A 19,675-nucleotide genomic window follows, 5' to 3' on the forward strand; every position below is an offset into this window, starting at 1 on the left:
TGGCGGTGCCATCCTAAACAGTCGTTCCAGTAATGTCACATTGATATTTAGGTGGTGAGCTGTCCTGCAGAGCGTGATCCAGCTCAGACTTTTCACTTTCCGACGTACGGTATTTCAAGTGGCCATTATCCAATTGGGTAACACGATCTGTAGTGATTCATGACAAGAAGTGCGGGGGCAATTCGAACCGTTCGTCAGCCATTGTTCAAATCTTTGCCCTGTGCTCAGCCAACGGTTTTGTGCAGATACAGGCCCTTCTGCAGGCAATACAACAGGCGCTGGATATCCATCCGGAGATCCAGGCAAGTGTTAATAGTCGATTGGCCGCGGATTATCAGTTAAAAGCGGCTAAAGGGGGATACCTGCCACGGGTTGATCTGCTGGGCGGTTATGGTTGTGCAGGCCCGCTTGGCAATCTGCCGATCACAACACCATCGTGCTTACCGCGAATCAAAAACTGTTCAGTCTCGACCGAGCGCATCTTGCTCGATAGCGAAAACGAACTGTTTAACGCTTCCCGTTGTTTGGCTCAGATCAAAAACATTCAGTTATTTACTCAATACCGAATCAAGGCGACCATGAGCGAGTTGCTCAAGAGCCAGGGAGTGGTCGCACCACAGGCTTGTGTTGTGCCAATCGACGTGAAGTCGCAAGTTCAGCTCCCCGGGATGAATTGAGTCCTCCCTATTTACCGTTAGCCAAGAGTGTCGAGCGTGGAATCAGAAGTCAGTCGGGTTCAACTCATCCATGATCCACGCACGCTGCATGACGATCCGTTACTGGATGGCCTGTTAGCGCTTTGCACATTGCACCAGAAGCCGGCCAGCGCCGCGATGCTGACCACAGGCCTGCCGTTGCCCAAGCAACGCCTGAGTGTTGAGTTGCTGCCTCGCGCAGCGGCTCGTGCCGGCCTGCAGGGTCGGGTGCTGCAACGCAAGCTTGAGCAGATCCCTGCGATTGCGATGCCGGCCCTGCTGTTGCTAAAGGATGGTCGCAGTGCGGTCCTCCTCGGCTGGCTCGGTGACGACCAGGCCCGCGTGCTGCTGAGCGAAAGCGATGGCGGTGAAAGTGTCGTCAGTCGCGAGTTGCTCGCCGATGACTACACCGGCAAAGTGTTTTTTGCTCAACCCCAGCATAAATTCGACGTCAACCACGGCACGCTGATCCCGCGCGCACGCTCGTGGTTCCGCGACACCCTCAAGCGTTCGCGCTGGCTCTACGCTGATGCCATCGCCGCCAGTTTCCTGATCAACATCATCGCCATGGCCGCGCCGCTGTTCGTGATGAACGTCTACGACCGTGTCGTGCCGAACCAGGCCGAATCGACCCTATGGGTATTGGCGATCGGTATTAGCGGTGCCTACCTGTTCGACCTGATCCTCAAGAGCCTGCGCAGTCTGTGCCTGGACCTGGCCGGCAAGAAAACCGACCTGATCATCTCCGCGACGTTGTTCGAACGCATCGTTGGCATGGCCATGAAGTACCGACCGGCCCGGGTCGGCAGTTTCGCCCAGAACATCCATGAGTTTCAGAGCCTGCGCGACTTCCTCGCCTCGCTGACGCTGACCAGCCTGATCGACCTGCCGTTTACGCTACTGATCTTCATGGTCATTGCCATTCTCGGCGGGCACCTGGTGTGGATTCCGGTGCTGGCGTTCCCGATAGCCTTGCTCATCGGCTACGCACTACAGAAGCCGCTGGTGGCGACCATGGAACGAACCATGGCCCTGGGCGCCGAGCGTCAGTCGAGCCTGATCGAGACCCTCGCCGGCCTCGATGCGGTGAAGGTCAACAACGCCGAAAGCGAACGTCAGTATCAGTGGGAGCAAACCATCGGCACCCTCAGTCGACTCGAACTGCGGGTGAAAATGCTCTCGGGCCTGGCGATGAACATCACGTTGCTGATCCAGCAACTGGCCGGGGTCATCATGATCGTCTTCGGCGTGTACCAGATCATCGCCGGCAACCTGAGCATGGGTGGTCTCATCGCCTGCTACATGCTCAGCGGTCGTGCCCTCAGCCCGCTGGCTTCGCTGTCCGGCCTGCTGACGCGTTATCAGCAAGCGCGGGTGACCATGACCTCGGTCGATCAGATGATGGAGTTGCCGCAAGAGCGCAACTTCGAGGAGCGCCCGCTGAGCCGCAAGGTGTTGCAAGGCGGCATCGAGTGCCGGCAGTTGAACTTCACCTACCCGGGTCAGCAGAACCCGGCGCTGAAGAACATCAATCTGAACATCAAACCGGGCGAGAAGATCGGCATCATCGGGCGCAGCGGTTCGGGGAAAAGCTCCCTGGCCAAACTGGTGGTGGGGCTCTACCAGCCGGACGACGGCGCACTGTTGGTGGATGGCGTCGACATCCGTCAGATCGACGTGAGCGAGTTGCGCCACAACATCGGCTACGTGGCGCAGGACATCCAGCTGCTGGCGGGCACGCTTCGCGATAACCTGGTGTCGGGCGCACGTTATGTTGAAGACGAACTGGTCCTGCAAGCCGCCGAACTGGCCGGCGTGCATGAATTCGCCCGTCTGCACCCGCAAGGGTATGAACTGCAAGTCGGTGAGCGTGGGCAGAACCTGTCCGGCGGACAGCGCCAGAACGTTGCGCTGGCCCGGGCATTGCTGCTCGATCCGCCGATTCTGCTGCTCGACGAACCGACCAGCGCCATGGACAACACCGGTGAAGAACGCCTCAAACAACGCCTCGCGGCTGTGATTGAAAGCAAGACCGTGGTGCTCGTCACGCATCGGGCTTCACTGTTGTCGCTGGTGGATCGCTTGATCGTCATCGACCGTGGACAAATTCTCGCCGATGGCCCGAAAGCCGTCGTGATGGAAGCGTTGAAGAAGGGGCAGATCAGTGTTGCTTAAGTCGGGTTTCAAGGGTGCGATCGGTCGTTACTTCAAGGGCTCCGATTCGCTGCATGGCCAGCCTCTGCCCGAGGTCAACAAAGCCCTCATCGAAGACGCCCCGCGTGTGGTGCGGTTGACGATCTGGGCCATCATCGGGTTCTTCGTATTTCTGATGGTCTGGGCCAACTACGCCGTGATCGACGAGGTCACCAAGGGCGACGGCAAGGCGATTCCGTCATCCAAGATCCAGAAAATCCAGAACCTTGAAGGCGGTATCGTTACTGAACTGTTCGTAAAAGAAGGGCAGATTGTTGAGGCCGGTGCCCCGCTGATTCGCCTGGATGATACGCGCTTCGCCTCCAACGTCGGTGAAACCGAAGCGGATCGGTTGGCGATGCTGCTGCGGGTTGAGCGCTTGAGTGCGGAGGTTGATGACCGTCCGCTGAATTTTCCGGCGGATGTGCTCAAAGCCGTGCCCGTTCAGGCGGCCAGCGAAGAGTCGCTGTACACCAGCCGTCGTCAGCAACTGCTCGATGAGATCGGTGGTTTGAAGGAGCAGTTGATCCAGCGTCAGCAAGAGCTTCGTGAATTCACCTCCAAGCAGTCGCAGTATCGCCAGCAACTGAGTATGCAACGCCAGGAAATCAACATGTCCGAGCCATTGGTGGCCCAGGGCGCGGTATCGCCGGTTGAGGTGCTGCGCCTTCGGCGCGCCGAAGTCGAAACCCGCGGGCAACTGGACGCCACGACGCTGGCGATCCCGCGTGCCGAATCGGCGATCAAGGAAGTGCAGCGCAAGATCGACGAAACGCGTGGCAAATTCCGCAGCGAAGCGCTGACCCAACTGAACGAAGCGCGCACCGACCTGAACAAGGCCCAGGCCACCGGCAAAGCGCTGGAAGACCGGGTCAGCCGGACGCTGGTGACATCGCCGGTACGCGGCATCGTCAACAAGTTGCTGGTGAACACCATTGGCGGCGTGATTCAGCCGGGCAGCGACCTGGTGGAAATCGTACCGCTGGACGATACCTTGCTGGTCGAGGCGAAAGTTCGCCCGCAAGACATCGCCTTCCTGCATCCCGGGCAAGAGGCGACAGTGAAGTTCACGGCGTACGACTACACCATTTATGGTGGGTTGAAGGCCAAACTTGAACAGATCGGCGCTGACACCATCACCGATGAAGACAAGAAGACCACCTACTACATCATCAAGCTACGCACGGATCGCAGCCACCTGGGGACGGATGAAAAACCGCTGCTGATCATTCCGGGGATGGTGGCGTCGGTGGATATCATCACCGGCAAGAAGTCGGTACTCAGTTATTTACTCAAGCCGATTATCCGGGCACGGGCAGAAGCGCTGCACGAGCGCTAAGCACGACTGGTCGTTCCTACGCTCTGCGTAGGAATGCCGCCATGGACGCTCCGCGTCCACTGTGACGCAGAGCGTCACGGGATGTGTTTCCCACGCAGGAGCGTGGGAACAATGGGTGTTAGAGAAAAGCCATATCGTTATTCACTAACGGTATTTAAATTTCAATTCTTATACCTATAAAGTCACTCCACTGCGTACCTGCCGACCAATCGGCGCGCCGCACGACACGAACCAACACGGGACCTCCGTGAGTTTCTTGATCGACGCGCGCGCCTTTGAGCGTGCCGTGCGTGGGAGTGATTTTTATGTCAGCTGTCTCTTTGTCTTCAGCGAATGCCTCTCAAGGCATTGCGCCTCAAACCTTCGACATCCGCCCGTTCAGCGGCGCCGTCGGCGCCGAAATCATTGGCCTCGACCTGTCCCGACCCATCAACGATCAGGACTTTGCCCGCATTCATCGCGCGCACCTGGATCATCATGTCGTGGTGTTTCGCGACCAGCGCATCACCCCTGAGCAACAGATCGCCTTCAGCCGTCGATTCGGCGTGTTGCAGATCCATGTGCTCAAGCAATTCCTGCTGGCCGGCCACCCGGAAATCCTCATCGTTTCCAACATCATCGAAAATGGCCAATCCATCGGCCTCGGTGACGCCGGCAAATTCTGGCACTCCGACCTTTCCTATAAAGAACTGCCCAGCCTGGGCTCGATGCTGCATGCCCAGGAACTGCCGTCCGAAGGCGGCGACACCTTGTTCGCCGACATGCACAAAGCCTGGGACAACCTGCCCGACGCGCTGCGCAAAGCGGTGGAGGGCCGATCCGCCGCGCATTCCTACACCGCGCGTTACAGCGAGACCAAATTCGAAGGCAACTGGCGCCCGACACTGACGCCTGAGCAGCTTGCTCAAGTCGCCGAAGTGGTTCATCCAATTGTGCGCACGCACCCGGAAAACGGGCGCAAGGCGTTGTTCGTCAGCGAAGGTTTTACCACCCGCATCGTCGGTTTGCCGGAAGACGAGAGCAAGCAACTGCTTGATGAGCTCTACGCCCATAGCGTGCTGCCGCAGAACATTTACCGCCATCAATGGCAGCCCCATGACCTGGTGTTCTGGGACAACCGCTCGCTGATTCACCTCGCCGCCGGATGCCCCAGCCATCTGCGCCGCAAGCTGTTTCGCACCACCATCCAGGGCGACGCGCCTTTCTGATTTGTCGGAGAATTCCCATGTCCAAACGTCTTCCCTTTGCACCGCTGGCGGCCGCCATCGGCCTGGGTTTCAGCCTGATCGCCGGCAGTCTGGTAGCGCCGACTGTGGCTCACGCGGAAGGTGAAATCCGCATTGCCGAGCAGTTCGGCATTGTTTACCTGTTGCTCAATGTGGTGCGCGATCAGAACCTGATCGAGAAGTACGGCAAGCAGGAAGGCATCGACATCAAGGTCGACTGGACTCAACTGTCCGGCGGCGCGGCGGTCAACGATGCGCTGCTCTCGGGTTCGATTGATATTGCTGGCGCTGGCGTTGGTCCGTTGCTGACGATCTGGGATCGCACCCACGGCAAGCAGAACGTCAAAGCCGTGGCTTCCCTCGGCAACTTCCCTTACTACCTGGTGAGCAATAACCCCAAGGTCAAAACCATTGCCGATTTCACCGAAAAGGACCGCATCGCGGTGCCGGCGGTTGGGGTTTCAGTGCAGTCGCGTTTCCTGCAATACGCGGCCGCCAAGCAGTGGGGTGACAAGGAATTCAATCGCCTCGACAAGTACACCATCGCGGTGCCGCACCCTGATGCTACGGCCGCGTTGGTGGCCGGTGGCACCGAGCTGTCCGGGCACTTTTCCAACCCGCCGTTCCAGGATCAGGAACTGGCCAACCCCAACGTCCATGTGGTGCTGAACTCCTATGACGTGCTCGGCCCGAACTCGCCGACAGTGCTGTTCGCCACCGAGAAATTCCGTGAGGAGAACCCGAAAACCTATAAGGCGTTTATTGCGGCACTGACCGAAGCGGCTGAATTTGCGCAGAACGACAAGGGCGCCGCCGCTGACACTTATATCCGCGTCACCAAGGCGAAAATCGACCGCGCCGCGTTGCTGAAAATCATCGACAACCCGCAATTCGAATTCAGCATCACGCCGAAAAATACTTATCCGCTGGCCGAGTTCCTCTACCGCGTCGGCGCGATAAAAAACAAACCGGATTCGTGGAAGGACTACTTCTTCCAGGACACCAAACCGCTGCAGGGGAGCTAATCGTCATGAATGCCCCTTTGCAAGACCACACGGTCAGCAAACCGAACGCCACAGCCCAGGCGCTGTTGTCGGTCGACAATGTCAGCCTCGAATACCGCACGCCGCAACGTGTAGTTCGAGCGACCCATCAAGTCAGTTTTGAAATTGATCCGGCGGACCGCTTTGTGCTGCTCGGTCCGTCCGGTTGCGGCAAATCGACCTTGCTCAAGGCGGTGGCCGGGTTCATTCAGCCTTGTGAGGGCGAGATTCGTCTTCAGGGGCAAACCGTGCATGCACCGGGGCCGGACCGGATTGTGGTGTTCCAGGAGTTCGATCAACTGCCACCGTGGAAAACCGTCAAACAGAACGTGATGTTTCCGCTGCTGGCGTCCAAAACGCTGAAACGTAAAGAGGCAGAAGAACGAGCGCTGCACTATCTGGAGAAGGTGGGGCTGGCGGCGTTTGCCGATGCCTATCCGCATACCTTGTCCGGCGGTATGAAAGCGCGAGTCGCCATCGCTCGTGCCTTGGCGATGCAACCAAAAATCCTCCTGATGGACGAACCCTTCGCCGCCCTCGATGCGCTGACCCGCCGCAAGATGCAGGAAGAATTACTGCTGCTCTGGGAAGAGGTGCGTTTCACGCTGTTGTTCGTCACGCACTCCATCGAGGAAGCGCTAGTGGTGGGCAATCGCATTTTGCTGTTGTCGCCGCATCCGGGCCGTGTGCGGGCGGAAGTGCACAGCCATCAATACGATTTGCACAGCCTCGGCGGCGTTGCGTTCCAGGAATCGGCGCGACGGATTCATCGGTTGTTGTTCGATGAAGGTCAATCGCCGGAAACCGAGCGTGAGCTGGATTTCTCCGATATTCGCATCGCTTATTGAGCCATTGAGAGGATTGCCCGATGAGCCATTTATCATCTGCGCGTGAAGAGTTCGAAACCGTTTTACAGCCGTTGACCAGCGTACCGCTGGAGCGTGAATTGCCGCTCGGCCAGCGCCTCTGGCAACAGGGCTGGATTCGTAAAAGCCTGATCCTGATTTTGCTCGTGGTGCTGTGGGAAGTGGTCGCCCGTGTTCAAAACAACGACCTGCTGCTGCCCAGTTTTGTGCAAACCACCAGCGCGCTGTATGACGGCCTGCTCAGTGGTGAACTGCTGGGCAAGGTCTGGATTTCGTTGGTGGTGTTGCTCAAGGGTTACCTGATCGGCATCGTCCTGGCTTTTGCCCTGACCACGTTGGCGGTATCGACCCAGTTTGGTCGCGACTTGTTGAGCACATTGACCTCGATGTTCAACCCGCTGCCGGCGATCGCGTTGTTGCCGCTGGCCCTTCTGTGGTTCGGCCTGGGGCAGAACAGCCTGATTTTCGTGCTGGTGCATTCGGTGCTTTGGGCCTTGGCCTTGAACACCTATGCCGGGTTTCTCGGGGTCTCGGAAACCCTGCGCATGGCTGGGCGCAACTACGGCCTCAAGGGCATGCGGTTCGTGCTGTTCATCCTGATCCCGGCCGCTTTGCCGTCGATTCTTGCCGGGTTGAAAATCGGCTGGGCCTTCGCCTGGCGCACGTTGATCGCCGCAGAACTGGTGTTCGGTGCCACGAGCGGCAAGGGTGGTTTGGGTTGGTACATTTTCCAGAACCGCAATGAGCTGTATACCGACAAGGTGTTTGCCGGGTTGGCGGTAGTGATCCTGATCGGGTTGCTGGTGGAGAACCTGGTGTTCGACACATTGGAGCGGGTGACGGTGAAGCGATGGGGGATGCAGCGGTAGGATTTGCGGTGTCTGGTCTTACGCCTTCGCGGGCAAGCCCGCTCCCACAGGGTTTTGTGTTGTTCACAAAATTGGCGGGTAATGAAGATCCACTGTGGGAGCGAGCCTGCTCGCGATGGGGCCAGCCCAGCCAACACACCAGTTGGGGGATGTTTGCTAGCATTGCGCCTGAGTCAATCCAGATCAGCCACGAGTGCTCAGCATGCAACTCCCGGACATGAACCTGTTGGTCGCCCTCGACGCTTTGCTCGACGAAGGCAGTGTGGTGGGCGCTGCACGCCGGATGAACCTCAGCCCGGCGGCCATGAGCCGAACGCTGACGCGCATACGCGAGGCCATCGGCGATCCGATTCTGGTGCGTGCCGGTCGAGGCCTGGTGCCGACGCCCAAGGCGCTGGAATTGCGTGAGCAGGTACGCGATGTGGTCGAACAGGCTGCGTTGCTGTTTCGCTCGGCCGATGTGGTAGACCTCGGTTCGTTGCGCCGTCGGTTCAGCATCCGTGCCAATGATTTTTTCGTCGGCGTCTATGGTGGCAAGCTGTTTGACACCCTGGAGCGCCAGGCGCCCCATTGTGAATTGCGCTTTGTGCCGGAAGGCGATGGCGATGATGAAGCGCTGCGCGAAGGGCGGATCGATTTAAGTGTGAGCAACAATCGCCCCGTCATGCCGGAAGTGAAGGTGCAGAACCTGTTCTCAACGCACTTCGTCGGTCTGGTGCGCGAGGATCATCCACTGTTCGACGAAGAGATAACCGCCGAGCGTTACGCCGGTTTTTCTCATATCAGCATGTCGCGCCGTGGCATTGCGCGTGGGCCGATCGACACGGCACTCAACGCGCTGGGGCTGGAGCGGCGGGTGGCGGTGATTGCGCCGAGCTTCCATGCGGCGATGTTCGCGCTGCCGGATTCCAATCTGATTCTGCCAGTGCCCAAGGAAGCGTTGCTAAGTGTGCGACGCCTGGGCTTGAAACTGCGCTCGTTCACGCTGCCGATTCCGCTGCCCACCCTGATGCTGACCCAGGCCTGGCACCCGAGGTTTGACAATGACCCGGCTCACCGCTGGCTGCGTGAAACCCTGAAGACCTGCTGCGATGAAACATGGCTGGCCGCGCAACCCACCTGAAGCAATCCCCAATCCCTGTGGGAGCGAGCTTGCTCGCAATAGCGGTAGACCAGTCAATGCAAGTGTTGACTGACCCACCGCTATTGCGAGCAAGCTCGCTCCCACAAGGGTTTTTGTATTGCTGCATCAAACGCATTTATAACCTGCCAATAAGTCAATTTTCGTCAGCCCTCGCACTTCATAGAATGCTTCGGTACTCAAACCCCCGGAGCTAGCAGTAATGACCTCCTTCACGGTCACGGCACCCCTCGTCGCGCCCCCTCCAGCCGTCGTCACGCCACCGGTCTTCGGCCCACGGATCATTATCGGTCTGGTGGGCGTGTTGTTGGCGGTGCTGGTCTCGGGCCTGAACGAGATGGTGACCAAGGTTGCCCTGGCGGACATTCGCGGCGCATTGGCCATCGGTTACGACGAAGGCACCTGGCTGGTCGCCAGTTACACCGCGACCTCGGTGGCGGCCATGGCGTTTGCACCATGGTGCTCGGTGACGTTCTCGTTGCGGCGTTTCACCCTCTGCGCCATCAGTGTCTTCACGCTATTAGGCGTGTTGTGTCCGTTCGCCCCGAATTACGAAAGCCTGCTGGTCCTGCGCACGCTGCAAGGTCTGGCGGGAGGCGCGTTGCCGCCGATATTGATGACTGTGGCGCTGCGATTCTTGCCAACCAATGTGAAGCTCTACGGCTTGGCCGGTTACGCCCTGACCGCCACTTTCGGCCCCGGTCTCGGCACGCCATTGGCCGGGTTGTGGACAGAATATGTCGGCTGGCAATGGACGTTCTGGCAAATCGTTGTGCCGTGCCTGCTCGCCCTGGTGGCGGTGTCATACGGTTTGCCACAGGACCCGCTGCGCCTGGAGCGTTTCAAGCAATTCAACTGGCGCGGTCTGCTGCTGGGGTTTCCGGCTATTTGCATGTTGGTCATCGGCGTTCTGCAGGGCAATCGACTGGACTGGTTCGAGTCGAACCTGATCGGGGGATTGCTCGGCGGTGGCCTGGTGTTGCTGGTGTTGTTTCTGATCAACGAATGGTCGCAACCGATACCGTTTTTCAAGATGCAGATGCTCGGTATCCGCAACTTGTCCTTCGCCTTGCTCACTTTGGCCGGGGTGCTGGTGGTGTTGCTGGCGGTGATCATTATTCCATCCACTTATCTGGCGCAAGTGCAGGGTTATCGCCCCATCCAGACGGCGCCGATCATGCTGTTGGCAGCGTTGCCGCAATTGATTGCGCTGCCATTGGTGGCGGCGTTGTGCAACCTGCGATGGGTTGATTGCCGTTGGGTGTTGGGCGCTGGTTTGAGCCTGTTGGCGCTGTCCTGCATAGGCGGTTCACAGCTGACGTCGGCGTGGATTCGTGACAATTTCTACGCGCTGCAACTGCTGCAAATCTTTGGTCAGCCAATGGCAGTGCTGCCACTGCTGATGCTCTCGACTGGCAGCATTTCGCCCATGGAAGGACCGTTCGCCTCAGCCTGGTTCAACACCGTGAAAGGCCTGTCTGCGGTTATCGCCACCGGGGTGATCGAGACGTTGACCACTTCCAGGCTGCATTTTCACTCGACGATGCTGGTGGACCGTCTCGGTAATTCGCCCCTGGCTGACAGCGACAGCGAAGGCCTCGCCCATCGGCTGCACGAGCAAGCCTTGGTGCTGACGTCTTCCGATCTTTATCTGTGCATGGCGGGCGTCGCCCTGGTGCTGATCCTGCTGATTTTCTGGCTGCCGACACGGGTTTATCCACCGCGCGCGCCGACTTGAATGCTTCACTGAAACAGAAGGTTTTTATGTCGATTCAAACAAAGCAAAGAGTGGCTGTCGGTGTCGCCGCTGTGGTGGCAGTCGGCGTGCTGATTTATCTGCTGGCCCCCGGCCTTTTCGGGCAGCGCACGCAGCAAAAAACCAATGACGCCTTTGTCTCGGCGGACTTCACCCTGGTGGCCCCGCGCGTGGCCGGGTTTATCAAGGAAGTGCTGGTGGAAGACAACCAGCAGGTCAAGGCCGGGCAGTTGCTGGCGTTGATCGATGATCGAGATCTGCGAGCCGCAGCCCAGGCGGCTGATGCCGAAACCCTGGTGGCCAGGGCGCAGTTGCAAAATGCCCGGGCGACCCTTGAGCGCCAGACGTCACTGATCGCTCAGGCTCAAGCCTCGGTGGTCTCGGCCAAGGCTGAGATGGCCTTCGCCGAACATGAGTTGAACCGCTACAACCACTTGGCTGGCGTCGGCGCCGGTACAGTGCAGAGTGCTCAGCAAGCGCGCACGCGTATCGACCAGGCTAACGCGCGGTTAGCCAACGCGATGGCAGTGCTGGCGGCGGAACGCAAGCAAGTGGACATCCTGATGGCCCAGCGCGATGCGGCTGAAGGTGGACTGAAACGTGCGCAAGCCGCCCTGGAAATCGCCAGTTATGAGCTGTCTTACACGCGCATTATTGCGCCACAGGACGGTATGGTCGGCGAGCGCGCGGTACGAGTCGGCGCCTATGTGACGCCGGGCAGCAAGATTCTGGCGGTGGTACCGCTGGCACAGGCTTACGTGGTGGCCAATTTTCAAGAGACGCAACTGACTAACGTGCATCCTGGGCAGGACGTGCGAGTGCGGGTCGACAGCCTCGGCGGTGAAGCCCTCAACGGTCGCGTCGAGAGCATCGCCCCGGCGACGGGCGTGACGTTCGCCTCGATCAAACCGGACAACGCCACCGGCAACTTCACCAAGGTTGTGCAGCGCATCCCGGTAAAGATTGTCCTGGAGCCGGGTCAGGCACTGGCCTCACGGTTGCGAGTGGGGATGTCGGTGGAGGCGAGTATTGATACTGCGAGTGCGGTGACGAATGAGGTGACTCAGCGATGAGGGTTTTCGCTGCCCGGGTAGACGTCATCGCGAGCAGGCTCACTCCCACATGGAATCGGTTCAATGCACACAATCGCTGTCCAAAAGGAAATCCCCTGTGGGAGCGAGCCTGCTCGCGAAGAGGCCGGTGGCCTCTACTCACCTTTTGCGCCTTGCTGATCATGAGCTTGTCGGCCTGCACCGTGGGCCCTGATTTCCAGAAACCTCAAGCACAACAAATAACCGAGTGGTCGAAACCATCCCGATCCGCCGCCAGTGAAACGTTCACAGCTGACATGAACGAACGCTGGTGGGAAGTCTTCAACGATCCAAAACTGTCTTCGCTAACCCAGAGAGCCCTGACCGAAAACCTCGACCTGAAACTCGCCAGCAGCCGCTTGCAGCAAAGCCGAGCCGCGCGCCAGGTGATCACCGCCAACCGTTACCCCGGCACGGTGGCCGCTGGCAGCTATGCACGCAAACGTAATAGCGGCGAAGGATTGAACGACCCATCGGGACATTATGGTAACTCGGCATTCAACCTTTGGGACGCCGGCTTCTCCGCGTCATGGGAGCTGGATTTCTGGGGGCGCGTGCGTCGCGAAACCGAAGCTGCCGACGCCACGCTTGAAGTGGCCGAAAACGATCGTCGGGGTGTGTTGCTGTCGGTGCTCGCAGAAACCGCTCAAGACTACATTCAGCTGCGCGGCGTGCAAAGTACTCGGGCCGTCACCGAGCAGAACCTCGAAGTCGCCCGCCACAGCTTGAAACTCTCGCAACTGCGCCTGGACGACGGCGTTGCCACCGATCTGGATGTCGCTGAAGCCGCCGCTCAAGTCGCCGCCATCCAATCGCGCCTGCCCGAGCTGGAGCAGCGGCAGGCGCAACTGATCAACGCGTTGAGCCTGCTGATGGGCGAGCCACCGCAAGCGCTGCACGCCGAGTTATCCACAGACGCGCCCGTGCCGCAAACCCCGCGACAGGTCGCTATCGGCCTGCCATCGCAACTGGCCGAACGCCGCCCGGATATTCGCCAGGCTGAAGCGCATCTGCATGCCGCCACGGCGAGTATCGGGGTGGCCAAGGGGGGCTTCTATCCGAGGATAACGCTGTCGGGCGTCGTGGGCTCACAAGCCATGCAGCTCAGCGATTTTGGTTCGTGGGGCTCACGTTCGTTCGGCATCGGCCCGCAATTCAGCCTGCCACTGTTTGACGGTGGTCGTTTGCGCGGTGTGCTTGAACTGCGCGAAGCCCAGCAGCAGGAAGCCGCCATCGCCTACCAGCAAACCGTGTTGCGCGCCTGGCATGAGATCGACGATCAACTGACTGCCTACAACGCCCGTCAACTGCGTCGCGACAGCCTCGCCGAAGCCGTCCGCCAAAACCAGATCGCCTTGCGTACTGCGCAACAGCAATACATCGAAGGCGTGGTGGATTTCGTCAACGTGCTCACGGTGCAGGGCGCATTGCTGGTGACTCAGGAGCAGTTTGTGGAGAGTTCGACCGGGGTATCGCTGGCAATGGTCGGGTTGTACAAGGCATTGGGCGGGGGATGGGAGTCGGTGTATCCGGTGGCAAGCGTCGTTACCAATAATCCGGCTTGATGGCGGGCGCCTTGTGCGTCGGCACCCGGTTTGGAAATTGATGCTTTTGCAGCTCTTCTTCGGTGACGACTCGTCGCATCCAGTGTGAGAGTTCTTTTAAAGAGCCTGGCGAAGGACGGTTTAACTCAGCCCGATGGGGAAGAATGACCCCGACTTTCATATCAGGGAAATCTTCTCGGATTGCTCTCAGGGCTGGAGTCATGTCTGTATCACTGGATACCAGCACCAGTTGTTCGATTTGGTCATGGATATGGAGCTTGGTCTGCCTTGCTGCTGTGCGATACATGCTAATTGCAATGTGGACATCTGTTTCTTTCTCTTCAAGCTTCCAGATGTCCACTTTGTCCTGGCGAGATGCGCCGATTTTTCTGTCAATGAAACGAGGGGCTTTAGCGGGCTCAAGTTTATGGCGACCATAGTGAACGGCAACATTGGTCGTCTTTAACGCGCGCACATAGGTGTCTTGAGCTTCTTTGGAGGCTCTGCCGCGAGTAGCAAGTTCTGGTTTGACGGATGAGGTGAAGTAATCAACGGAGATGATCGAACTCTGCGGATTCTCGATGTACGCAACATGGGCCAGCAAGCCTTGGAGATTAAGCCATTTATACGGTGTGCCCGCGAGTAATCCATAGAACATGTTGTAGCCATCAACAAAGAAAGCAGTTCGCAAAAACTCATACCTCAGAAACGAAAAAACCGGCCTAGGCCGGTTTCTTCACCCCAACTGCCAGTGAATTTAATCTCTGCGTACGGGGTTCAGTGGGGGGATCGTAAGTCGGGTGCGGCACGGGCGTCAACCCGTAGATTGATTAACGCTCTACTCGACTTTCAGCGGCGAGCCAGTTTTGAGCATTCGTCCGGTGGATGGTCAGGTGTTATCGACTCAATCTATTAGTGTTTGCTACAGGATGAATGTTTAAGTGCTGTATCTCTGTAAAAGTGACGATTGTCCACAGCTCATCTCGGTAAGGATTGAATGTAGATTCCCCGTTTTGTGTGGGATTTATTACCGAGAGGCAGTGCAGAAAAACCATGCACCCGTTCGGAGACCTTTGGCATTTTTGAAACAACCCATTTCCATCCAGTAATCGCTCACCGCTTGATGCACTCCCACACGTTTTAGCCCCCACTCGACCGGCAGGGGATACGGTCGCCGATGTCGCTGGTCGTAAAGCCAGCATCGACGACGAACCTGCACCGTCTTACAGTGATCCATAAGCTTCGTGATCTCGGGCCAGTTGCGAGGGGAGGCAATGGAAGCGCGCAGAGAAACATCGCTTGGCGGCACCCAGGACCCGCACGCCGTGCCCGGTGGCTGGGCGGTGGTACAGCGTTGGCTGCGGTGGGCGCAGGAACACTGGCTGTTGCCCATTCTGGCGTTGGCGGCCCTGGTACGTTTCTACGATCTGACGGCGTCGGCCATCTGGGGCGACGAAGGGTCAAGCTTACTGATGAGCCACTACTCAGTGGCTGAAATATGGGTGCATGCCGCCCGTGATGTGCACCCTCCGCTGTATTTCGTGCTGCTGCATGGCTGGATCGAGCTGTTCGGCGACGGTATTTTCTCGATCCGCTGTCTCAGCGCTCTGCCCGGAATCGCCACGGTGTGGCTCGGCGTCTGGTTGATGGACATGATCGCCACCCGGCGTGCCGCGTTGCTGGCCGGTTTTCTGCTGGCGTTGCTGCCGACGGCGGTGCGCTACAGCCAGGAAGTGCGGATGTACTCACTACTGGGCCTGTGGCTTATCGGCGCCACGATTGCGCTGGTTTACTGGATCAGGCAGCCCCGGCGCACACGCTACTTGGCAGCGTACGTGCTGCTGATGAGCGCGGCGTTCTACACCCATTACTTCACCGCCCTGTGCGTGATGTGCCACTGGCTATATCTGGGGCTGATTCGAGTACTGCCAGGCTATCGTTTGCGCAGTATTCAGCGCCCCGACTGGTGGCTGGCGAACGTGGCAATCGTGCTGCTCTTCCTGCCGTGGGTGCCGAATCTGATCGATTTGATCCAGCACATGGATCAACTCAAAGCCAATGGCGATGTGGGGTGGGCGTCGTCGGTCACCTTCAGCTCGTTGCCGTCGATGATCTGGTCGTTACTGACACAGGACGATGGCGAAAACCTGCCGCCGCTGATTTTTATCGCGCTGCCGCTGGCGTTGCTGGTCATTACTGGCGTGGCGCTGGCGCTGGACCGCAGTGTCATTCGCGGCAGCGTGCTACTGGTGATCTACACGGCATTACCGATGCTGTTGGTGTTCGGCGTGTCATTTATCTCGCCGGTGTTCATCGAGCGCTACCTGACGGCCTATGCGCTGGGGGTGCCGATGATTGTCGCATTGGCCGTTGATCGCCTGTATTCAGGCTGGCGGGTGCTGGCGCTGGCCGTGCTGGTGCTGTTTGCCAGCATCGAACTGGTCGGTTTGAAGAACAACGCCTCGGTCGATCCTGACAATCAGATCGACGTGGTGATCGACTATGTTAACCGGCATTTTGTTGATGGCGACCGGATCGTTACCAGCGACATGCTTTGGTACCTTCCCTATGTCTATTACAACCGCGCCGCGACCCAACCGCTGCTGTACACCCCGCCGCTGGCCAATGGCGGGTCAAGCCGGCCAAACGCCTATGGTTTCGGCACGCTGGTCACCCAGGAAATTTATCTGGACCGCCTCGACAGCTTGCCCAAAGGCACTCGCCGTGTGTGGCTTATCGGCACCGTTGGGGCGCCGGACGAGTTTGCGCTGTTGCCATCGAGCTGGCAGAACGCTGGCGAAACGCGTGCAGGAGCGGTTAGTGCACGCTTGGTTGTGCTGCATTGAAAGCGTTGGCGTGATGCTGTTGCGAAGGTTCACGGTTTCGACGACAAATCCGCCATTCCCTTGAGCAATTCAATCGGCAGCGGGAAGACGATGGTCGAACTCTTGTCCCCGGCGATCGAACTCAGCGTCTGCATGTACCTCAGTTGCATGGCCCCGGGCTGGCGGCCGAGCATTTCGGCGGCTTGCATGAGTTTTTCCGAGGCCTGCAATTCACCTTCGGCATGGATCACCTTGGCCCGGCGTTCACGTTCGGCTTCGGCCTGTTTGGCGATGGCGCGGACCATTGATTCATTGAGGTCCACATGTTTGATCTCGACGTTGGCGACCTTGATGCCCCAGGCATCGGTCTGGGCGTCGAGCACTTGCTGGATGTCGATGTTCAGCCGTTCGCGCTCTGCCAGCAGTTCGTCGAGTTCATGTTTGCCGAGCACTGCTCGCAATGTGGTCTGGGCCAATTGGCTGGTGGCCGAGAGAAAGTCTTCAACCTGGATGATCGCCTTTTGCGGGTCGAGCACACGGAAATACAGCACCGCATTGACCTTGACCGAGACGTTGTCGCGGGTGATGACGTCTTGGGGTGGCACATCGAGGACGATGGTCCGCAGGTCAACGCGAACCATTTGCTGGACCACCGGGATCAGCAGTATCAAACCGGGGCCCTTGACCTGCCAGAAACGTCCGAGCTGGAACACCACGCCGCGCTCGTATTCACGCAGGATGCGAAAGGTCGACCCCGCCAGTGCAATCAGTAACAGCAGCAGCGCGGCGAAACCTAATTGCAGGCCCATGACTATTCTCCCAGCGGCGCCGCGTCAGCCGCGGCCACTTGCAACAGTAACCCTTTTCGCGCCACCACCCGGACGTGTTGCCCCGGCTGCAGCGGTGTCGAGCTTGAAACCTGCCAGCGTTCCCCTTGCAGATGCACCCAGCCGTTACAGGCATTGCCGGGCAGTAACGACAAGACCGGTGTCACGCTGCCCAGCAGCCCGGCATCGCCGCTGACCGTGCGGCGCGGTCGGGTTTTCATGGCGCGGATCAGCAGGAAAATCAGCAGCAGGGCACTCACCAGCCCCAGGCCAATCATCAAGGGAACAGGCATCTCGGTGTTGGTCAGAATCACCGCGCCGATCACGAACATCACAATGCCGCCCAAACCGATCACCCCGTAATTGGGCAGTGCGGCCTCGGCGATCAGAAAGGCGATACCGAACGTGATCAACCAGATCCCGATCGGGTTAGGCATCAGCAGCATAACGGTATCGGCTGCGAACACCGATCCGCTCAACGCCAACAACAGCGCAACGGCACAGCAACGAGTATTCACTTGACCCTCCGCGAGAGTCATCAGGTGGCTCTGAACACAGTTTAGTTGAGCCCCGGCGTATCTGATTTCTGCTCACTTTTCGACGGCGTCCGATGGGCGGATTTCCCGCCGGAATGTGCCGGCCGGCCTAGACTTTTAGTACGAAGAAAAGCGTTAACCATCGTCCGCCCGTCACTGTTGCGGACACCGAGGTGCATCATGCGTATGGCAAGAACCGTGCAGAAAAGCCTGGATACGGCTCACTGCGAATATGACATCGTTACCCACCCCCATTCCGCCAGCAGCCTGGAAACGGCACGCCTCGCGGGCATCCCTGCCGAACGTGTAGCCAAATCGGTGATCCTCGACGATCACCATGGGCATTACCTGATGGCCGTACTGCCTGCCAGCCGTCACCTGGACCTGAGCAAAGTGCGCAGCAGCGGCGAATGGCAGGTCTCCCGGGAAAGTAACCTGCCGCACCTGTTCGATGATTGCGAACGCGGTGCTGTGCCGGCACTGGGTGAAGCCTATGGGCTGGACGTGGTCATCGACCCGCTGCTGACCCGGCAGAAAGACATCTACCTTGAAGCCGGCAATCACACCAATCTGCTGCGGATGGACATGCCGCAGTTTTTGAAAATGGTGCCGCATGCGGAGGTGCGGGAATTGAGTCAGTGAGTGTTGTGTTTTTAATGCTACCGCCATCGCGAGCAGGCTCTCCCACAATTGACCGAGTGTCCATGTGGGAGTGAGCTTGCTCGCGATAAATTTTTCATTTCAACAGGAGCCCGACATGGAATCCCCCAATCACACCCTGCCCAACCTGTTCAAGCAACTCGGCTTGGCGGATGACGCCGAGAGCATCGATAAATTCATCGCCACCCACTCACCGCTCAAGCCCGAATTGCACCTTGCGGATGCATTTTTCTGGAGCGAGAGCCAGGCGCAGTTTTTGCGTGACGATATTTTGGATGATGCGGATTGGGCGGAGGTGGTGGATCAGTTGGATGTGTTGTTGAGGAAGGGGCGTGGGGGGTAGGGTTGAGCAGGGGTGATAATTTTCAGGTTGCCCATAAGGTGTTAATAGACCAGTATAAAGACCTAAATTGAGGTCTTATATATGCAGAATGTTCTGGCCGACATGGCCGTTAGTGTGTCCGAATTGAAGAAAAACCCATCTGCAGTTTTGAGCGGAGCCCATGGTGGGCCTGTTGCCGTGCTCAATCACAATCGGGTGATGGGATACATGGTTCCTGCAGATGTTTTTGAGGCCATGATGGAGCGCCTCGATGATCTTGAATTGGCGGAAATTGTTCGGTCTCGCCGTCATGAGACGCCGGTCCCGGTAAACCTGGATGACCTATAAACTTGAATTCCTGCCGTCCGCACGCAAGGAGTGGGACAAACTTGGGCATACGTTGCGTGAGCAATTCAAAAAGAAACTGGCGGAGAGACTTGAGGTACCCCGGATCCCTTCCGATGCGCTGCACGGAATGCCTGACTGCTACAAAATCAAGTTGAAATCAGCTGGGTACAGGCTGGTGTATGAAGTTATAGAGGAGCGCGTAGTCGTATCTGTTGTAGCAGTGGGAAAACGAGAGCGTAGTGCAGTATACGACCGAGCCAAACAACGCTAGCGACCGGACAATATTTGATTTCTGCCGCTTGCGCTCTCATAGCGACATATCACGTCGATCTCCTCATCAATGGATGGGGTGGCAACTCTGCCAATTTGTTTCAAAACTTGACCACCTTTCCCT

18 protein-coding genes and 2 pseudogenes are annotated in these 19,675 nt (G+C 58.3%); 17 read left to right on the forward strand and 3 right to left on the reverse strand.

Features of this window, described 5'->3' with window-relative positions; translation table 11 throughout:
- Positions 1-239 precede the first annotated feature (239 nt).
- The 12 genes and pseudogenes from J2Y56_RS28570 to J2Y56_RS25805 all read left to right on the forward strand — a co-directional run.
- Positions 240-383, forward strand: a pseudogene (locus tag J2Y56_RS28570) (TolC family protein); the annotation flags it as partial.
- 53 nt (positions 384-436) lie between these two features.
- Positions 437-677: pseudogene (locus J2Y56_RS28575) on the forward strand (channel protein TolC); the annotation flags it as partial.
- Between the two features lie 36 nt (positions 678-713).
- A complete protein-coding gene (locus J2Y56_RS25760; protein ID WP_150782564.1) occupies positions 714-2,870 on the forward strand; it encodes a type I secretion system permease/ATPase in 2,157 nt (718 codons plus the stop codon).
- Positions 2,860-4,227, forward strand: a complete 1,368-nt coding sequence (locus tag J2Y56_RS25765) for an HlyD family type I secretion periplasmic adaptor subunit (protein WP_007946244.1) — start codon at positions 2,860-2,862, stop codon at positions 4,225-4,227. The genes J2Y56_RS25760 and J2Y56_RS25765 overlap by 11 nt, the downstream gene beginning before the upstream one ends.
- A gap of 305 nt (positions 4,228-4,532) precedes the next feature.
- Positions 4,533-5,435, forward strand: a complete 903-nt coding sequence (locus J2Y56_RS25770; protein WP_007946242.1) for a TauD/TfdA family dioxygenase — start codon at positions 4,533-4,535, stop codon at positions 5,433-5,435.
- 17 nt (positions 5,436-5,452) lie between these two features.
- Positions 5,453-6,478 carry an ABC transporter substrate-binding protein gene (locus tag J2Y56_RS25775; protein WP_310339062.1) on the forward strand — a complete coding sequence of 342 codons (1,026 nt, stop codon included), beginning with the start codon at positions 5,453-5,455 and terminating at the stop codon, positions 6,476-6,478.
- A 5-nt stretch (positions 6,479-6,483) separates the two neighbouring features.
- Positions 6,484-7,344, forward strand: a complete 861-nt coding sequence (locus tag J2Y56_RS25780; RefSeq protein WP_310339059.1) for an ABC transporter ATP-binding protein — start codon at positions 6,484-6,486, stop codon at positions 7,342-7,344.
- 20 nt (positions 7,345-7,364) lie between these two features.
- Entirely contained in the window at positions 7,365-8,231 is an 867-nt protein-coding gene (locus tag J2Y56_RS25785) for an ABC transporter permease (protein WP_310353489.1), read from the forward strand.
- 202 nt (positions 8,232-8,433) lie between these two features.
- The gene (locus J2Y56_RS25790; RefSeq protein WP_007946238.1) at positions 8,434-9,354 is read left to right on the forward strand and encodes a LysR family transcriptional regulator; all 921 of its coding nucleotides are present in this window, start codon (positions 8,434-8,436) and stop codon (positions 9,352-9,354) included.
- A gap of 220 nt (positions 9,355-9,574) precedes the next feature.
- Positions 9,575-11,110: an MFS transporter gene (locus tag J2Y56_RS25795; protein WP_310353491.1), complete on the forward strand. Its 1,536-nt coding sequence runs from the start codon at positions 9,575-9,577 to the stop codon at positions 11,108-11,110.
- Positions 11,111-11,136: 26 nt separating this feature from the next.
- On the forward strand, positions 11,137-12,201 hold the full coding sequence (locus J2Y56_RS25800; RefSeq protein ID WP_310353493.1) for an HlyD family secretion protein: 1,065 nt from the start codon (positions 11,137-11,139) through the stop codon (positions 12,199-12,201).
- Positions 12,198-13,784, forward strand: coding sequence for an efflux transporter outer membrane subunit (locus J2Y56_RS25805; protein WP_310353496.1), 1,587 nt, complete (start codon positions 12,198-12,200; stop codon positions 13,782-13,784). Before J2Y56_RS25800 ends, J2Y56_RS25805 begins: the two co-directional genes overlap by 4 nt.
- On the opposite strand, the gene J2Y56_RS25810 is transcribed toward J2Y56_RS25805, so the two are convergent.
- Entirely contained in the window at positions 13,765-14,454 is a 690-nt protein-coding gene (locus J2Y56_RS25810; protein ID WP_007946234.1) for an NYN domain-containing protein, read from the reverse strand. The genes J2Y56_RS25805 and J2Y56_RS25810 overlap by 20 nt on opposite strands.
- 583 nt (positions 14,455-15,037) lie before the next feature.
- Here J2Y56_RS25810 and J2Y56_RS25815 point away from each other — a divergent pair.
- Positions 15,038-16,609, forward strand: coding sequence for a glycosyltransferase family 39 protein (locus J2Y56_RS25815; protein WP_310353498.1), 1,572 nt, complete (start codon positions 15,038-15,040; stop codon positions 16,607-16,609).
- A gap of 29 nt (positions 16,610-16,638) precedes the next feature.
- Here J2Y56_RS25815 and J2Y56_RS25820 read toward each other — a convergent pair whose 3' ends face one another.
- Both J2Y56_RS25820 and J2Y56_RS25825 read right to left on the reverse strand, forming a co-directional pair.
- On the reverse strand, positions 16,639-17,397 hold the full coding sequence (locus J2Y56_RS25820; RefSeq protein WP_007946232.1) for a slipin family protein: 759 nt from the start codon (positions 17,395-17,397) through the stop codon (positions 16,639-16,641).
- A gap of 2 nt (positions 17,398-17,399) precedes the next feature.
- Positions 17,400-17,933, reverse strand: a complete 534-nt coding sequence (locus tag J2Y56_RS25825) for an NfeD family protein (RefSeq protein WP_310353500.1) — start codon at positions 17,931-17,933, stop codon at positions 17,400-17,402.
- Between the two features lie 198 nt (positions 17,934-18,131).
- On the opposite strand from J2Y56_RS25825, the gene J2Y56_RS25830 reads away from it, so the two are divergent.
- The 4 genes from J2Y56_RS25830 (at position 18,132) to J2Y56_RS25845 (ending at position 19,552) form a co-directional block, all read left to right on the forward strand.
- On the forward strand, positions 18,132-18,593 hold the full coding sequence (locus tag J2Y56_RS25830) for an aminoacyl-tRNA deacylase (RefSeq protein ID WP_150782729.1): 462 nt from the start codon (positions 18,132-18,134) through the stop codon (positions 18,591-18,593).
- Between the two features lie 115 nt (positions 18,594-18,708).
- Positions 18,709-18,954, forward strand: coding sequence for a DUF2789 domain-containing protein (locus J2Y56_RS25835; RefSeq protein WP_310353506.1), 246 nt, complete (start codon positions 18,709-18,711; stop codon positions 18,952-18,954).
- A gap of 81 nt (positions 18,955-19,035) precedes the next feature.
- Entirely contained in the window at positions 19,036-19,281 is a 246-nt protein-coding gene (locus tag J2Y56_RS25840) for a type II toxin-antitoxin system Phd/YefM family antitoxin (RefSeq protein WP_150782726.1), read from the forward strand.
- On the forward strand, positions 19,271-19,552 hold the full coding sequence (locus J2Y56_RS25845; RefSeq protein WP_150782725.1) for a type II toxin-antitoxin system RelE/ParE family toxin: 282 nt from the start codon (positions 19,271-19,273) through the stop codon (positions 19,550-19,552). Before J2Y56_RS25840 ends, J2Y56_RS25845 begins: the two co-directional genes overlap by 11 nt.
- The last annotated feature ends 123 nt before the right edge of the window (positions 19,553-19,675 follow it).

This window comes from Pseudomonas sp. BE134 (genome assembly GCF_031456105.1).
Lineage (GTDB): Bacteria > Pseudomonadota > Gammaproteobacteria > Pseudomonadales > Pseudomonadaceae > Aquipseudomonas.

Excerpts from the sequence above, each read along its gene's own strand:
- J2Y56_RS25770 (WP_007946242.1), top strand. The coding sequence starts at position 4,533 with ATGTCAGCTGTCTCTTTGTCTTCAGCGAATGCCTCTCAAGGCATTGCG.
- J2Y56_RS25775 (WP_310339062.1), top strand. The coding sequence starts at position 5,453 with ATGTCCAAACGTCTTCCCTTTGCACCGCTGGCGGCCGCCATCGGCCTG.
- J2Y56_RS25780 (WP_310339059.1), top strand. The coding sequence starts at position 6,484 with ATGAATGCCCCTTTGCAAGACCACACGGTCAGCAAACCGAACGCCACA.
- J2Y56_RS25785 (WP_310353489.1), top strand. The coding sequence starts at position 7,365 with ATGAGCCATTTATCATCTGCGCGTGAAGAGTTCGAAACCGTTTTACAG.
- J2Y56_RS25790 (WP_007946238.1), top strand. The coding sequence starts at position 8,434 with ATGCAACTCCCGGACATGAACCTGTTGGTCGCCCTCGACGCTTTGCTC.
- J2Y56_RS25795 (WP_310353491.1), top strand. The coding sequence starts at position 9,575 with ATGACCTCCTTCACGGTCACGGCACCCCTCGTCGCGCCCCCTCCAGCC.
- J2Y56_RS25800 (WP_310353493.1), top strand. The coding sequence starts at position 11,137 with ATGTCGATTCAAACAAAGCAAAGAGTGGCTGTCGGTGTCGCCGCTGTG.
- J2Y56_RS25805 (WP_310353496.1), top strand. The coding sequence starts at position 12,198 with ATGAGGGTTTTCGCTGCCCGGGTAGACGTCATCGCGAGCAGGCTCACT.
- J2Y56_RS25815 (WP_310353498.1), top strand. The coding sequence starts at position 15,038 with ATGGAAGCGCGCAGAGAAACATCGCTTGGCGGCACCCAGGACCCGCAC.
- J2Y56_RS25820 (WP_007946232.1), bottom strand. The coding sequence starts at position 17,397 with ATGGGCCTGCAATTAGGTTTCGCCGCGCTGCTGCTGTTACTGATTGCA.
- J2Y56_RS25830 (WP_150782729.1), top strand. The coding sequence starts at position 18,132 with ATGCGTATGGCAAGAACCGTGCAGAAAAGCCTGGATACGGCTCACTGC.
- J2Y56_RS25835 (WP_310353506.1), top strand. The coding sequence starts at position 18,709 with ATGGAATCCCCCAATCACACCCTGCCCAACCTGTTCAAGCAACTCGGC.
- J2Y56_RS25840 (WP_150782726.1), top strand. The coding sequence starts at position 19,036 with ATGCAGAATGTTCTGGCCGACATGGCCGTTAGTGTGTCCGAATTGAAG.
- J2Y56_RS25845 (WP_150782725.1), top strand. The coding sequence starts at position 19,271 with ATGACCTATAAACTTGAATTCCTGCCGTCCGCACGCAAGGAGTGGGAC.